Source organism: Kitasatospora sp. NPDC093550, assembly GCF_044764985.1.
Taxonomy (GTDB): domain Bacteria; phylum Actinomycetota; class Actinomycetes; order Streptomycetales; family Streptomycetaceae; genus Kitasatospora.
On sequence record NZ_JBIWJF010000025.1, the window covers coordinates 104,350 to 119,490 of the forward strand.

The window sequence follows — 15,141 nt, forward strand, 5'->3', positions numbered from 1 at the left end:
CCGCCTCGGGCCGGTCTAGGACCAGGACGCCACGAAGTACCCGACCCCGTACGGGGCGTCCTGGTAGCCCAGCCGCCCGGTGAGGCCGGCGCCCTCCGCGGCGCCGGCCAACACCTGCCAGGGCGCCCGGCCCTCTGCCTTGAGTTCGGCGGCCAGGCCCGGGTCCAGGTCCGCGAGGGCCGGCAGGTCGGCCGTACCGAGGGCGGCGGCCAGCGCGGCGTCGAAGCCCTCGGCCCGCTCGTCCAGGTAGCCGGGCGCCTTCAGCGAGCGGCAGGCGCTGCCGTCGCCGAGCACCAGCAGGGCGACCCGGTCGGCGAGCCCGGCCAGGCCCTGGCCGAGGCCGAGCATCCGGTCGGCCGGGGCGTCGGCGGGCACCGCGCAGGCGTGCGTGGGCAGGGTCACCCCGGCGCGTTCCAGCAGCCAGGCGCCGACGGTCAGCGAGGGCGCCAGCTCCGGCCCCTCGACCCGGTCGCCCGGCAGCTTGGCGACCAGCGGCACGCCGTAGCGGTGGAAGGACCCGGCCCCGCCCTCGGTCCACACCTCGGCCTGCGGCCCGGTGCCGACCACCACGACCAGCTGCGGCCCGGCCGCGACCAGGGCCGCCAACGCCTCGTCGCACGCGGCGCGCAGCGCGTCCAGTTCGCTCGCCGCCCCGGCGGCGACCTCCGGGACGAGCAGTGGCGGACAGGGGCACACGGCGGCGGCTACCAGCATGTCGATCACTCTAGCCAAAGCGAAGGGCGGCCCGGAGGTGAGCACGCTCGCCTCCGGGCCGCCCGTACGGCAGCACGCGCGTCAGTCGCCGCAGCAGGCCCCGCCGGCCGGTGCCGCCAGCGGCAGCGCGGCGGGGGCACCGATGGACGGCAGGCCGAGCATCACGCCGGCCGGCTTGGCCGCGGGCTTGGCCTGGCGCTTCTCCCAGGCGTCACCGGCCCGGGTGCGGCGCACCGCGAGCGCGGGCCCCTCGGCGAGCAGGTGGTGCGGGGCGGCGTAGGTGATCTCGACGGTCACCATGTCGCCCGGCCGCACCGGCTCCTGCGGCTTGCTGAAGTGCACCAGCCGGTTGTCGGGCGCGCGCCCGGAGAGCCGGTGGGTCTGGTCGTCCTTCTTGCCCTCGCCCTCGGCGACCAGGATCTCCAGGACGCGGCCGACCTGCTTCTTGTTCTCCTCCCAGGAGATCTCCTCCTGGAGGGCGATCAGCCGGTCGTAGCGGGCCTGGACGACCTCCTTCGGGACCTGGTCCTCCATCTCGGCCGCCGGGGTCCCGGGGCGCTTGGAGTACTGGAAGGTGAAGGCGTTGGTGAAGCGGGCCTCGCGGACGACGTGCATCGTCTCCTCGAAGTCCTCCTCGGTCTCGCCCGGGAAGCCCACGATGATGTCGGTGGAGATCGCCGCGTCCGGCATGGCCGCGCGGACCTTCTCGATGATCCCGAGGAAGCGCTCCTGGCGGTAGGAGCGGCGCATCGCCTTGAGCACCCGGTCCGAGCCGGACTGCAGCGGCATGTGCAGCTGGTGCATCACGGTCGGCGTCTCGGCCATGGCGGCGATCACGTCGTCGGTGAAGTCGCGCGGGTGCGGCGAGGTGAAGCGGATCCGCTCCAGGCCCTCGATCTGGCCCGCGGCGCGCAGCAGCTTGGAGAAGGCCTCGCGGTCGCCCAGGTCGGAGCCGTAGGCGTTGACGTTCTGGCCGAGCAGGGTCACCTCGATGACGCCCTCGTCCACCAGCGCCTCGATCTCGGCGAGGACGTCGCCGGGGCGGCGGTCCTCCTCCTTGCCGCGCAGCGCGGGGACGATGCAGAAGGTGCAGGTGTTGTTGCAGCCGACCGAGATCGAGACCCAGGCGGCGTACGCGGAGTCGCGGCGGGTGGGCAGGGTGGAGGGGAAGGTCTCCAGCGATTCGAGGATCTCGACCTGGGCCTTCTTCTCGATCGCGGCCCGCTCCAGGAGCGCCGGCAGGTGCCCGATGTTGTGGGTGCCGAACACCACGTCGACCCAGGGGGCCCGCTTGACGATGGTGTCGCGGTCCTTCTGGGCCAGGCAGCCGCCGACGGCGATCTGCATGCCCTTGTGGCGGGTCTTGACCGGCGCCAGCTGGCCGAGGTTGCCGTACAGCTTGTTGTCGGCGTTCTCGCGCACCGCGCAGGTGTTGAACACCACCAGGTCCGGGTCGCCCTCGGGCCCGGCCTTGACGTAGCCCGCCTCCTCCAGCAGCCCGGACAGCCGCTCGGAGTCGTGGACGTTCATCTGACAGCCGTGCGTGACGACCTTGTAGCTCTTCAATCCGCTCTCACCGCTCACCAGACCAGGGTACGGGCAGCCGCGAAGCGCTTTTCCCGGAGCTTGCCCGTCCCGTTCCCCTCCCGTTCGGCCGGAGCGCCTGGCAGTATCCCTGCATGACCCCCACCACCCCGTCACATCTCGGCGCCGCCGTCCGCACGGCGGCCCGCAGCCCGCTGTGGCGGACGGTGCTGGTACTGGTACTGCTGGTCGCCGGGTTCGGCGGCTGGTGGCTGTCGGCGGGCCGTTCGCCCGGGTACCCGCGCGGGGAGGTGCGCTTCGCCACCGGTGTGGACCGCGGCGTCTACGACCGGTACGGGCAGCTGCTGCAGACGCACGTCGCCCGGACGATGCCGGGGGTGCGGCTGGCCCTCGACAACACCGAGGGCTCGATAGACAACCTCACCCGGGTGATCACCGGCCGGGACGCCTTCGCGATCGCCACCGCCGACGCGGTCGCCGACTACAAGGGCCCCGGCAAGGACCGGCTGCGGGCGATCGCCCGGCTGTACGACGACTACCTGCAGCTGGTCGTCCCGGCCTCCTCCCCGGTGCGCCGCACCGCCGACCTCAAGGGCCTGCGGGTCGGCGTCGGCCTGCCGCAGTCCGGGGTGAACCTGGTCACCAAGCGGCTGCTGACCGCGGCCGGGCTGAACCCGGAGCACGACGTCGTCGCGGTCCCGAAGGGGGTCGGCGAGGCCGCCGACGCGATGCGCGCGGGCCAGCTGGACGCCTTCTTCTGGTCGGGCGGCCTGCCCACCAGCGCCCTCACCGACCTCTCCGACCACCTCAAGATCCGCATCGTGCCGCTGAACGACCTGTCCGAGGCCCTGCACAAGGCGGAGGGCGGCGGCACCGACGCCTACCGGGCGGCCACCATGCCCAAGGGCACCTACCCGAACGCCGAGCCGACGGACGCCGTCGCCACGGTGGCCGTGCCCAACCTGCTGATCACCCGGGACGACGCGGACCCGGAGCTGGTCGAGGGGATGACCCGCGCGGTGATCGACAGCCGTGACCAGATCGGCGCGCAGGTGCACGCCGCCCAGCTGGTCGACCTGCGCACCGCCGTCTACACCGATCCGCTCCCGCTGCACACGGGCGCGGCGCGCTACTACCGCTCGGTGAAGCCCTGAGCGGAAACCCTGAGCGGAAGCCCTGAGCGGAAACCCTGAGCGGCTGGCCCGGTCCTCCCGCCGCCGTCAGCCCTCCGGGCGCGGCACCGCCAGCGTCACCGCGAGCCCGGTCGGCTGGACCGGCGCGAAGCCGAGCGAACCGCCGCCGGCCGCCAGCAGCGTGCGGGCGATCGACAGGCCCAGCCCGGAGCCGTCCACGTTCTGGTGCCGCGGGCTGCGCCAGAACCGGTCCCCGGCCCGGGACAGCTCGTCCTCGGTGAGCCCGGGCCCGGCGTCGGTGACGGTCACCGCGACCTCGTCCCGGCGCACCGCGACCCGCACCCGCACCTCGCTCCCGGCCGGGCCGAACTTGAGCGCGTTGTCCAGTACGGCGTCCAGCGCCGAACCGAAGCCGATCGGATCGGCCATGCCGATCGCCAGCGCCGGTCCGTCCCAGCGCAGGTCTATGCCGCGCTGTTCGGCGACCGGCCGCCAGGCGTCCATCCGGGCCAGGGTGAGCGCGGCGAGGTCGGTGCGCTCCGGTTCGGGGCGGGCGTGCTCGGCGGTGGCCAGCCCGAGCAGGTCGTCCAGCACCCGGGCCAGCCGGGTGCCCTCCTCCCGTACGCCGCTGAGCTCCTCCTCGTGGCCCTCGGGCAGTTCCAGGCCGAGCACCTCGACCCGCAGCAGCAGGGCCGAGAGGGGGTTGCGCAGCTGGTGCGAGGCGTCCGCGACGAAGGCCTTCTGCTGGTCCATGGCGAGCACCACGTGGTCCGCCATCTCGTTGAACGAGCGTGCCAGCCGTTGCAGTTCGGGCGGTCCGCCGCCGGGGGCGACCCGGGCGGCCATCCGGCCGGTGGCGATGTCGTGGGTGGCCCGGTCCAGGGTGCGCACCGGGCGCAGCACCCACTCGGTGAGCCGGACGGCCAGCAGCACGGCGACGATCATCGCGGCGGCCTCGCCGGCGACGAGCACCATCCACTTGTGCAGCACCCGGGTGCGCAGCGGCCCGGTCGGGGACTCGCTCAGCACCACCGCGACCACGTCACCGTCGCGCACCACCGGGGCGGCGACGGTGATCGTCCGGTCCGGGGTCCACGGCCAGACCTGCGGCGGATTGTGACTGCGCCGCCCGTCCAGGGCCTCCTGGAAGGCCTGGGCGCCCCAGCCGGTGGTGGGCACCCGCCAGTTCGCGGGGGCGGCGGCGATCGGCAGGCCGTCGCGCTGGAAGATGCCCAGGCGCAGCCCGTACAGGTCGTAGTAGCGGCGGACCTCGGCGTCGATCGAGTGCTGCCGGCTGAGGTCGCCGGGGGCGGGCTCGGGCTCGCCCTTGCGGGCGGCGTCGTTGGCGCCGGAGGTGGGCAGGTCCTGGGCGAAGCGGGCGGCGTCGTCGAGCCGGTCGACGACCACCTTGCTCTGCTCGGCCGCCGCGACCGCCGCCGCGAGCGGCAGCCCCAGGGCGGCCAGGACGCAGAGCATGAGGGCGATCAGGATGCCGAGCAGGCGGGTGCGCACGTGCGGTCAGTGCTCCGCGGGGGTGTTCGGGGCCGGGTCCGCGGCGGCGGGCGCCGGCGACTCGGGGATCAGGCGGTAGCCGACGCCGCGGACGGCCTCGACCAGGCCGGGCAGCGCCAGCTTGTTGCGCAGCGAGCCGATGTGCACCTCCAGGGTGCGTCCGTTGCCCTCCCAGCCGCTGCGCCAGACCTCGCTGAAGATCTGCTCGCGCCGGTAGACCACGCCGGGGCTCTGCGCGAGCAGGGCGAGCAGGTCGAACTCCTTGCGGGTGAGCGGCACGTCGCGGCCGTCCACGCTGACCCGGCGGCGCTCCCGGTCGATCCGGATGCCGCGGGACTCCAGCGGGCCGCGCTGCTGCGGTACGTCGTCGGGCGCGGGCACCGACACCGAGGAGGGGACGGCGCCGCGGCGGGCCACGGCGTGGATGCGGGCGAGCAGCTCGCCCATGTCGTACGGCTTGGTGACGTAGTCGTCGGCGCCCAGGTTGAGGCCGTGGATCCGGGAGCGGACGTCGGCGCGGGCGGTGACCATGATCACCGGAACGCCGCTGCCGGCCCTGATCCGGCTGCACACCTCGAAGCCGTCGCGATCGGGCAGCCCGAGGTCGAGCAGCACCACCCGGTACGGCTCGTTGCCGTCCGGCACCAGGGCGTCCAGCGCCTCGTGCCCGCTGCGGGCGTGCCGGACCTGGAAGCCGTGCCGGCCCAGCACCGCGACCAGCGCGGCGGCCACGCGTTCGTCGTCCTCGACGAGCAGCAGTCGCATCCTGTTCTCCTCCTTCCCCCACGCGGTCACCGGTGGGAACCGGACCGATCGGTCAGGTCCCGGTCCTGCGCAGTATGGGCCAGTGGGCGGCCCGGCGCCAGGTTCGACCTCGCACCGGGCCCGTGGGGGACGGGGAGCACCGGGGCGGATCCCCGCTGTGACATGCCCCGTCGGCACCCGTGCGAACAGCGCGCGCCGACCGTGTGGCCGTTTCGTGATCCTCAAGTTCCGCTCAGATCGGCTGACGGCGCGCCGTCACGGCTCCTATGGTCGGCCCACCGGGGGCTGCGGCTCCGCCGGTCGCGGCTCCCGGATCAGCACCACCATTGCCTCCCAAGGGAGTTGAGACTTCTCAGGTAGGCACGATCCGATACAGAGGGAGCAGGCGCGATGACCGAGAGCCCGGTCCAGGACTCCACCCCCGCAGCCGCCCCACTGGTCGTGCTGAGCAAGGTCAACAAGCACTACGGGGCCCTGCACGTCCTGCAGGACATCGACCTGGAGATCGCCCAGGGCGAGGTGGTCGTGCTGATCGGCCCGTCCGGCTCGGGCAAGTCCACGCTCTGCCGGACGATCAACCGGCTGGAGACCGTCGACTCCGGCAGCATCACCATCGACGGCCGGCCGGTGCCGGCCGAGGGCAAGGAGCTGGCCCGGCTGCGCGCCGAGGTCGGCATGGTGTTCCAGAGCTTCAACCTGTTCGCGCACAAGACCGTGCTGGAGAACGTGGTCATCGGCCAGGTCAAGGTGCGCAAGGTGCCCCGCCCGCAGGCCGAGAAGACCGCCCGGGAGCTGCTGGAGCGCGTCGGCGTCGGCGCGCAGGCCGACAAGTTCCCGGCCCAGCTCTCCGGCGGCCAGCAGCAGCGCGTGGCGATCGCCCGCGCGCTGGCGATGAAGCCGAAGGTGATGCTCTTCGACGAGCCCACCTCGGCGCTCGACCCGGAGATGGTCAACGAGGTGCTGGAGGTCATGCGCCAGCTCGCCGCGGACGGCATGACCATGGTCGTGGTCACCCACGAGATGGGCTTCGCCCGCTCCGCCGCCAACCGCGTGCTGTTCATGGCCGACGGCAGGATCGTCGAGCAGAACACCCCGGACGCCTTCTTCACCGCGCCGCGCTCGGACCGCGCCAAGGACTTCCTCTCGAAGATCCTGCACCACTGACGCTCCACCGACTCTTCGAGACCACGCGGGGCCGCCTCCGGCAACGGTGCCGATCAGCCCTGCCCGTGCACAACTTCCAGACGTCAGAGCCCGGTTGACACCGCGGCCCGGCCCCAGGAGAACAACCCTCATGAGGACTTCCCGCACCCTCGCCGTCGCGCTCTGTGCCGTCGCGCTCACCGCCACCGCCGCCTGCGGCAAGGACGGCACCCCCGGCGCCGCCGCCAGCGCGAGCAACGCCCCGAAGCTCCCGACCTACACGGTCAAGACCGACGCCAAGGTCGACTCCCCGATCATCGCCGAGGCCAAGAAGCGCGGTCAGCTGATCATCGGCGCCAAGGCCGACCAGCCGAACCTCGGCTGGGAGGACGTCGCCAGCGGCGACCGCAGCGGCTTCGACATCGAGGTCGCCAAGATGATCGCCGCCGACCTCGGCTTCACCCCGCAGCAGATCAAGTGGCAGACCCTGGTCTCCTCGCAGCGCGAGCCCGCGATCGCCAAGGGCCAGATCGACTTCTACGTCGGCACCTACAGCATCAACGACGAGCGCAAGAAGACCGTCTCCTTCGCCGGCCCGTACTACATCGCCGGCCAGGACCTCCTGGTCAAGCAGGACAACACCTCGATCACCGGCCCGGAGAGCGTCAACGGCAAGAACGTCTGCACCGCCACCGGCTCGACCTCGATCAAGAACATCCAGCAGTACAGCCCGAAGATCACGCAGTTCGACACCTACTCGGCCTGCGTCGAGAAGCTCCTCTCCGGCGAGGTCGACGCCGTCACCACCGACGACGCCATCCTCAAGGGCTACGCCTCCAAGTACGCCGGCAAGCTCAAGGTCGTCGGCAAGCCCTTCACCAAGGAGAACTACGGCGTCGGCCTCAACAAGGACGACGCGGTGCTGCGCAACGCCATCAGCGACGCCCTGAAGGCCCACGAGGACAACGGCGACTGGAAGAAGGCCTACGACGCCACCCTCGGCGCCTCCGGCTCCCCCGCGCCCGACGTCCCGGCCCTCGACCGCTACTGATCCGCCCGCCGCACGACATTTCCCGACCCTGATTGAGAGGAGGGCCGCCGGATGGGGTTCCTGTTCGAGGACGACAACTTCGCGTTGTTCCGCGACGGCTTCCTGCAGACGATCGAGCTGAGCGCCCTCAGCGCACTGCTCGCCCTGCTGCTGGGCACCCTGCTGGCGGCCTTCCGGGTCTCCCCGGTGCCGGTCCTGCGCGCCTTCGGCACCACCTGGGTGACGCTCTTCCGCAACACCCCGCTGACCCTGCTGTTCTTCGCCGTCACCTTCGGCCTGCCGCCGCTGGGCGTGCACTTCAGCCACCTCACCTTCGCGGTGCTGGCGCTCGGCGGGTACACCGCCTCGTTCGTCTGCGAGGTGATCCGCTCCGGCATCAACACCGTGCCGCTCGGCCAGGCGGAGGCCGCCCGCAGCCTGGGCATGACCTTCGGCCAGACCCTCACCCTGGTCGTCCTGCCGCAGGCCGCCCGCACCGTCCTGGCCCCGATGAGCAGCGTGTTCATCGCCCTGCCGAGGAACTCGGCGATCGCCGGCGCGTTCAGCGTCGCCGAGCTGTACAGCGCCCAGCAGACCTTCTCCGAGCGCGGCTACTCGATCTTCGCGATCTTCTTCTGGGTGGCCTGCGCCTACCTGCTGATCAGCGCGACGGTCGCCACGTTCTTCCGCTTCCTGGAATCCCGACTGGCGGTGGCCCGATGAGCGAGCGCAGCGAGCGAACCATCAAGAGGTGCGCATGGGCTGATGCCCCTGCCGAGCGAAGCGAGGTGGGCGCATGAGCATTTTTCAGCGCTCCGCCGGAACGGCCAGCGTCCTCTACGACGCTCCCGGCCCCCGGGCCCGCTCCCGCTACCGCCTGTTCGGCGTGCTCTCGCTGATCGGCGTCGCCGGTCTGCTCTGGTACGCCGTCACCGCGCTCGCCGACAACGGCCAGTTCGACGCGGAGATGTGGGACGCGTTCCAGTACAACACCGTCCAGCAGATGATCCTGGACGGCCTGCTCGCCACCCTGGAGGCCTTCGGCCTGGCGGCGGCGTTCTCCCTCACCCTCGGCGCGCTGCTGGCCGCCGGGCAGCTCTCCGACCACCGGCCGGTCCGCTGGCTCTGCGTCGGCTTCGTCCAGTTCTTCCGGGCGATGCCGCTGCTGATCCTGATCGTCGCGCTCTACTACGCGTTCTTCGCCAAGGAGCCGATGTGGGCCCTGGTCCTCGGGCTCACCCTCTACAACGGCTCGGTCCAGGCGGAGATCATCCGCAGTGGCGTCAACGCCGTCCCGCGGGGCCAGGGCGAGGCGGCGTACGCCCTCGGCATGCGCAAGACCCAGGTGATGAGCGGCATCCTGGTGCCGCAGGCCGTCCGCTCGATGCTGCCCTCGATGATCGGCCAGCTGGTCGTCACCCTCAAGGACACCTCGCTCGGGTACATCATCACCTACAACGAGCTGCTGTTCATGGGCAAGAAGATCGCCAGCCAGCCGTTGAACGCCGCGGGCTTCCCCTACATCCAGGTGGTGCTCGTGATCGGCCCGATCTACATCGTCATGTGCCTCCTCCTGACCGCGCTCGCGCGCTGGATCGAAGCACGCGGCCGTCGCGGCGCGAACCGGCGCACATCAGCTGCTGCTTGACGGACACGCAGGTGAACTGTTGCATTGCTCTTCGTGACACCTCCCGGGAGCATCCACGCGGCATATGCGGCAGCGGTAACTGACGCCGGCCGATCGGCCGGTTCGTGCCCGGAGGTCCCCTCATGGACCCGGTGATCGTGGTCGGGGCCGGACCGGTCGGTCTGGCCCTGGCCCTCGCCCTGGCCCGGCACGAGGTGCCCACCGTCGTCCTCGACGAGGGCTCCGGTCTCTGCCCCGAGGGACCGCGCAGCCTCGTCATCGGCGCCGACACCGCCGCCTTCCTGACCCGGATCGGCTACTCCCGGGCGGTCTCGGACTCCGCCCTGTGGGACTCCTTCGCCATCTGGCGCCGCCGCCAGGAGGTGCTGCGGATCGACCTCACCGACTCGCCCACCTTCCACCTCCCCCAGCACCGCCTCCAGCGCGGCCTGCGCGACGCCCTGACCGGCACCCCGCTGATCAAGCTGGTCCCGCTCCACCGGGTCCGGGAGCTCGAACAGGACCGGGACGGCGTCAGCGTCCGCACCGTGGGCACCCAGGACGGCTCCGCCACCTGGTGGCGCGGCAGCCACCTGGTCGGCTGCGACGGCGCGAGATCCACCGTCCGCAAGCTCCTGAAGATCCGCTTCCCCGGCCGCCCCGCGGTCGACCGCAACGCCATCGCCACCGTCCGGGTCGACCTGCCCTTCGACGGCGCCCGGCTGCACCGCGAACCCCCGTGGCGCGGCGACCGCGAGGCCTCCGCCCGTCCGCTGCCGGACGGCGTCTGGCGGCTCGACTGGCGGCTGCCCCCGGGCCGCCCCGCCCCCACCGAGACGGTCGACCCGCACGCCACCTGGCCGGGCATCGTCACCGGCGACACCCTGCTCACCCGGGTCACCTCCACCCTCACCGGCTGGTGCGGCGAACTCCCCCGCTTCGAACTGCTCGCCGCCGCCGACCACACCGCCCAGCAGCGCCTCGCCGCCCGGTTCCGGGTCGGCCGCTGCTTCCTGGCCGGCGACGCCGCCCACCTGCACGGCGCGCTCGGCATGCAGAACCTCGCCGACGGGCTGCGCGACGCCGACAACCTCGCCTGGCGGCTCGCCCTCGCATGGCACCTCCACGCCGGCGGCCCGCAGCCCGGCGGCTCGCTGCTGGACGGCTACGAGGCCGAGCGGCGCGGCGCGGTCGGCGCCCGGCTGCGCGCCGTCGACCAGTCCATGCCGCTGCTGCGCCCGCTGCGCGGCTGGCAGCAGACCCGGCGCTCCCTGCTGGTCGGCGGCTTCCGCAAGCACGCCCCGCTGCTCGCCGACGGCCAGCTCGGCACCGGCCGCTTCGGCGGTGCGCCCGCCTACCCGGCGGCACCCTCCGGGGTCCCCGGCCGGGTCCCGGTGCAGCGCGGCGCGCGCGGCGCCACCTCACTCAGCGAACTGCTGCCCGCCACCGCCCCGGGCGTGCTCGTCCCGGACCTCCCGGTGCTCGCCACCGACGGCACCCCGGACCACCTGCACGCCCGGCTCGGCGCCACCTTCCTCCTGCTGCTGGTCGCGCCCGGCACCGCGGTCTGGTCCTCCGAGCACTGGCTCGGCGCCGGCCTGATGCCCCGGCTCGCCGAGGTCGCGGCCGCCCTGCCCGTCCCCGCCGAGGTCCTGGTCACCGAGGACTACCCGGGCGCCGGCCCGCACACCGTCCTGCTGATCCGCCCCGACGGCCACCTGGTCGGCGTCACCCAGGGCGCCGTCGCCGAGGACCTCCTCGCCCTGGCCGACCACGCCCGTGGCGGCCCGGCCACCCTCACCCCGGCCCCCGACCCCACCCCGGAACAGGTCGACTCCCCCAGCTGACGACGGAGGGTCACCCACTCTCCGGCGGTTCCCCCGGCTCCTCGTCCAGCGCAGCGCGCACCACCCGGAACGCCAACCCCTCGGAGTAGCCGCGCCGGGCCAGCATCCCGACCAGCCGCCGGGTACGGACCTGCCGGTCCAGCCCCCGGGTGGCCCGCAGCTTGCGCTCGACCAGCGCCCGGGCCGCGTCCTCCTCGTCGTCGTGGTCGACCTGGGCGAGGGCGGGCTCGACCAGCTCGGCGGCCACCCCCTTGGTGCGCAGCTCCTGGGCCAGCGCCCGCCGGGACAGTCCTCGGACGGCGTGCCGGGACTCCACCCAGGCCGCGGCGAAGGCCGCGTCGTCGATCAACCCGACCTCTTCGAGCCGGGTGAGCACCTCGTCGGCGACCTCGTCCGGGATCTCCCGCTTGCGCAGGGCGTCGCCGAGCTGCTTACGGGTCTTGGCGGCGCCGGTCAGCAGCCGCAGGCAGATGTCCCGGGCGCGGGTCTCCGGATCGACCGCTTCCTCGGCCGGCTTCTTCCGGGAGCCACGCCGGGCGCTCTCGTCCTCACCGGCCCGGCGGGCGCCGGAGCGGGAGGTCGAGGCGGCCGCACCCCCGTGACCGGCCGCCTCGACCTCCAGGGCCGATCGCCGACGGCGCCTGCCGACGGGCAGCTCGGAGGCGGAAACCAGTCCGAGCGCCTCCGCCGACGGCTGCTCCCACTCCACAACCGGCCCGGGCGCCGCGCCGCGCGCCACCCGGGCCGGAGCTCTGTCGCTCTCCGGTTCCTCCGCCACTGCGGCGAACCAGTCCGGCGGCCCGTCGTCGTCCTCCGGGCCGCCGCCCACCGTGTCGTGCTGCGTCAACGGCTCAGGCCTTGGCCGCCGCCGTCTTCTTCGCCGCAGCCGCCTTGGTGACGGTCGCGGTGATCGGCTTCGCGGCGCCGTCGGCGGCGGCGTCCGCCGCGCCCTCGGCCGCAGGCTCCTCGGTCTTCGGGCCGATGCCGAGCTTGCCCTTGATCTTCCGCTCGATCTCGTCGGCGAGCTGCGGGTTGTCCCGCAGGAAGTTACGGGCGTTCTCCTTGCCCTGGCCGAGCTGGTCGCCCTCGTAGGTGTACCAGGCACCCGACTTGCGGATGAACCCGTGCTCGACGCCCATGTCGATCAGGCCGCCCTCGCGGCTGATGCCCACGCCGTAGAGGATGTCGAACTCGGCCTGCTTGAACGGCGCGGCGACCTTGTTCTTGACCACCTTGACGCGGGTGCGGTTGCCGACCGCCTCGGTGCCGTCCTTCAGCGTCTCGATCCGGCGGATGTCCAGCCGGACCGAGGCGTAGAACTTCAGCGCCCGGCCACCGGTCGTGGTCTCCGGCGAACCGAACATCACGCCGATCTTCTCGCGCAGCTGGTTGATGAAGATCGCGGTGGTGTTCGACTGGTTCAGCGCACCGGCGATCTTGCGCAGCGCCTGGCTCATCAGTCGGGCCTGCAGACCGACGTGCGAGTCACCCATCTCGCCCTCGATCTCGGCGCGCGGGACGAGCGCCGCGACCGAGTCGATGATCACCAGGTCGATCGCGCCGGAGCGGATCAGCATGTCGGTGATCTCCAGCGCCTGCTCACCGGTGTCCGGCTGGCTGACCAGCAGGGCGTCGGTGTCCACACCGAGCTTCTTGGCGTACTCGGGGTCGAGCGCGTGCTCCGCGTCGACGAAGGCGACCGTGCCGCCGGCCTTCTGGGCGTTCGCGGCCAGGTGCAGGGTCAGGGTGGTCTTACCGGAGGACTCGGGGCCGTAGATCTCGATCACCCGGCCGCGCGGAATGCCGCCGACCCCGAGGGCGACGTCCAGAGCGGTGGATCCGGTGGAGATCACCTCGACCGGCTCGTTGGCCTTCTCACCGAGGCGCATCACCGAGCCCTTGCCGAACTGCCGCTCGATCTGGGCGAGCGCGGTTTCCAGGGCCTTCTCGCGGTCCGTACCTGCCATGGCTTTTTCCCTCGGGTTCTGTGCTGTGCGCTTCATCGTCATCGACGCTAGCGCGTCCCACTGACAAACGAGCCTGACCCGGCTCCGCCTGTGGAAAACTCTTCGCCGGAGAGTACAAAGAACATCTGTTCGATTCAAGCTTCGCACGTCCGCTCACTCCCCGTCCCCACCCACCATCCGCCGCAGCCGCCGCGCCGCCTCCCGGCGCAGCTCCCGCCGCGCCCGGCGCTGCTCCCCCCGGTCGATCCGCGGATCGGTGGTCACCTCGTACCGCCGCACGTACGTCCCCACGAAGCCCTGCAGCGTCGCCGCCGCCGGGATCGCGATCAGCGCGCCCACCGCACCGAGCAGCGCCGCACCCGCGATCACCGCGCCGAAGGCCACCGCCGGGTGCACGTCCACCGTCCGCGCGGTGATCCTCGGGTGCAGCAGGTAGTTCTCGACCTGCTGGTAGACCACCACGAAGACCAGCACCCAGAGCGCGTCCACCGGCTCCACGGTCAGCGCCACCAGCACCGGCAGCGCCCCGGCCAGGTACGTCCCGATGGTCGGCACGAACTGCGACATGACGCCCACCCAGATCGCCAGCGCCGCCGAGTACGGCAGGTCCAGCAGCGCGAACATCACCCAGTGCCCGGCGGCCGACACCACCGCGAGCACCGCCCGCGAATAGAGGTACCCGCCGGTCTTGGCCAGCGCGATCTCCCAGGCCCGCAGCACCTCCCCCTGCTTCGCGGGCGGGAGGAGCGAACACACCGTCCGGCGCACCCGCGGCCCCTCGGCGGTGAAGTAGAAGGTGAACAGCCCGACCGTGAAGGCCTGGAAGAGCCCCCCGATCACGGTGGAGGAGACGCCCCAGACGTTGTCGGCGGCCTGCTGGGCGTAGTTCTCGATGGTCCCGGAGTCCTTGAGCAGCTTCTTCTGCAACTCCCCCAGGGACAGCTCCTGGTGGAAGGTCCGGTTGATCCACCCGATCAGATTGTCGACCAGGTGCGGCAGGTCCTCGGCGATCTTCGCCACCTGGTCGACCAACAGCGTCCCGAGCGCCGCGAGGAACCCGAGCACCGCGACCCCGACCGCCACGAACACCAGGAAGGTGCCGACCCCCCGACGCACCCCGCGCGCCGCCATCCGGTCCACCGCCGGCTCCAGCGCGAGCGACAGGAAGAACGCCACCAACAGCATCACGAACAGGTCGATCAGCTGCCGGAAGGCCCAGTCCGCGAGCTGGAACACCCCCACCAGCACCAGGAACAGCACCATCGCCCGCGGCAGCCACCGCGGCATCCCGCCACCCCACAGCGCGCCGCCCCCACCCGCGCGCTCACCACCCTCGACCCTGTCCGAATTCTTCTGTTCTGCGCTGCTTGTCACCCCGACAGTCTGTCCCATACGGGGCGACGGAACTCACCTCAGCAGCGTCGAAACCCCCTGGGTCTCACACACCACGCGCCACACGTCCTTGGCCTCCCACCCCGCCTCCAACGCCTGCCGCACCGTCCGCCCACCCAACTCCGCCATCACATGGTCGGTCGCGAACGACTCCGCGTACGCCTCCCCGAAGTGCGCGTACATCCGTCGCCAGAACTCCGTCAGCCTCATACCCCCCAGTATCCCGGACCCACCCCCACCCACCCCGCCCCCAGCACCCAGCAACTCCCCCACCCCCCTCACCCCACCCCAGCACCCCTCACCACCCACCCACCCCTCCCCCCTCCTCCTCACCCGACCAGGCGAGAGGGACGCGCTGCGGAAGGGGCGGCGCAGGGGGTGGCCCGGAGAGGGGCGTTGCGGGTGATTTTCAGACTGCCAACGGTCTCAACCCCCACCCCACAAACCCGGCAGTCTGAAAATCATC

Annotated in this window: 14 protein-coding genes; 6 read left to right on the forward strand and 8 right to left on the reverse strand. The window is 72.3% G+C overall.

The features are described 5' to 3' along the window. Positions 1-15: 15 nt before the first annotated feature. Together ACIRD3_RS31355 and miaB are read right to left on the reverse strand one after the other, a co-directional pair. Positions 16-714: a class III extradiol dioxygenase subunit B-like domain-containing protein gene (locus ACIRD3_RS31355; RefSeq protein ID WP_402223355.1), complete on the reverse strand. Its 699-nt coding sequence runs from the start codon at positions 712-714 to the stop codon at positions 16-18. A gap of 81 nt (positions 715-795) precedes the next feature. After that, positions 796-2,298 (reverse strand): tRNA (N6-isopentenyl adenosine(37)-C2)-methylthiotransferase MiaB, encoded by a 1,503-nt coding sequence (gene miaB, locus ACIRD3_RS31360; protein ID WP_402223357.1) that lies wholly within the window; start codon positions 2,296-2,298, stop codon positions 796-798. Between the two features lie 95 nt (positions 2,299-2,393). Here miaB and ACIRD3_RS31365 point away from each other — a divergent pair, with 95 nt between their 5' ends. After that, positions 2,394-3,413, forward strand: coding sequence for a TAXI family TRAP transporter solute-binding subunit (locus tag ACIRD3_RS31365; protein WP_402223359.1), 1,020 nt, complete (start codon positions 2,394-2,396; stop codon positions 3,411-3,413). A gap of 66 nt (positions 3,414-3,479) precedes the next feature. Here the strand turns inward: ACIRD3_RS31365 and ACIRD3_RS31370 are convergent, their stop codons facing one another. Beyond that, the gene (locus tag ACIRD3_RS31370) at positions 3,480-4,904 is read right to left on the reverse strand and encodes a sensor histidine kinase (protein WP_402223361.1); all 1,425 of its coding nucleotides are present in this window, start codon (positions 4,902-4,904) and stop codon (positions 3,480-3,482) included. Between the two features lie 6 nt (positions 4,905-4,910). Continuing rightward, complete coding sequence (locus ACIRD3_RS31375; protein WP_402223362.1) at positions 4,911-5,669, reverse strand: response regulator transcription factor; 759 nt, start codon at positions 5,667-5,669, stop codon at positions 4,911-4,913. A gap of 390 nt (positions 5,670-6,059) precedes the next feature. Between ACIRD3_RS31375 and ACIRD3_RS31380 the strand changes: the two genes are divergently transcribed. The 5 genes from ACIRD3_RS31380 to ACIRD3_RS31400 all read left to right on the forward strand — a co-directional run bounded on the left by ACIRD3_RS31380 (position 6,060) and on the right by ACIRD3_RS31400 (position 11,316). Then, positions 6,060-6,833, forward strand: a complete 774-nt coding sequence (locus tag ACIRD3_RS31380) for an amino acid ABC transporter ATP-binding protein (protein WP_402223364.1) — start codon at positions 6,060-6,062, stop codon at positions 6,831-6,833. Positions 6,834-6,963: 130 nt separating this feature from the next. After that, positions 6,964-7,863 carry a glutamate ABC transporter substrate-binding protein gene (locus ACIRD3_RS31385; protein WP_402223366.1) on the forward strand — a complete coding sequence of 300 codons (900 nt, stop codon included), beginning with the start codon at positions 6,964-6,966 and terminating at the stop codon, positions 7,861-7,863. A 51-nt stretch (positions 7,864-7,914) separates the two neighbouring features. Then, positions 7,915-8,565, forward strand: coding sequence for an amino acid ABC transporter permease (locus tag ACIRD3_RS31390; protein ID WP_402223368.1), 651 nt, complete (start codon positions 7,915-7,917; stop codon positions 8,563-8,565). 73 nt (positions 8,566-8,638) lie between these two features. Continuing rightward, the gene (locus tag ACIRD3_RS31395; RefSeq protein ID WP_402223369.1) at positions 8,639-9,490 is read left to right on the forward strand and encodes an amino acid ABC transporter permease; all 852 of its coding nucleotides are present in this window, start codon (positions 8,639-8,641) and stop codon (positions 9,488-9,490) included. A 122-nt stretch (positions 9,491-9,612) separates the two neighbouring features. Further along, positions 9,613-11,316 (forward strand): FAD-dependent monooxygenase, encoded by a 1,704-nt coding sequence (locus ACIRD3_RS31400; RefSeq protein WP_402223371.1) that lies wholly within the window; start codon positions 9,613-9,615, stop codon positions 11,314-11,316. A gap of 10 nt (positions 11,317-11,326) precedes the next feature. Here the strand turns inward: ACIRD3_RS31400 and recX are convergent, their stop codons facing one another. From recX to ACIRD3_RS31420, 4 genes are all read right to left on the reverse strand, one after another. Beyond that, on the reverse strand, positions 11,327-12,055 hold the full coding sequence (gene recX / locus ACIRD3_RS31405; RefSeq protein WP_402223389.1) for a recombination regulator RecX: 729 nt from the start codon (positions 12,053-12,055) through the stop codon (positions 11,327-11,329). Positions 12,056-12,167: 112 nt separating this feature from the next. Further along, entirely contained in the window at positions 12,168-13,283 is a 1,116-nt protein-coding gene (recA, locus tag ACIRD3_RS31410) for a recombinase RecA (RefSeq protein WP_402223373.1), read from the reverse strand. Between the two features lie 153 nt (positions 13,284-13,436). Next, positions 13,437-14,657: an AI-2E family transporter gene (locus ACIRD3_RS31415; protein WP_402223374.1), complete on the reverse strand. Its 1,221-nt coding sequence runs from the start codon at positions 14,655-14,657 to the stop codon at positions 13,437-13,439. Between the two features lie 33 nt (positions 14,658-14,690). Continuing rightward, entirely contained in the window at positions 14,691-14,885 is a 195-nt protein-coding gene (locus tag ACIRD3_RS31420; RefSeq protein ID WP_402223376.1) for a DUF3046 domain-containing protein, read from the reverse strand. Positions 14,886-15,141 lie beyond the last annotated feature (256 nt).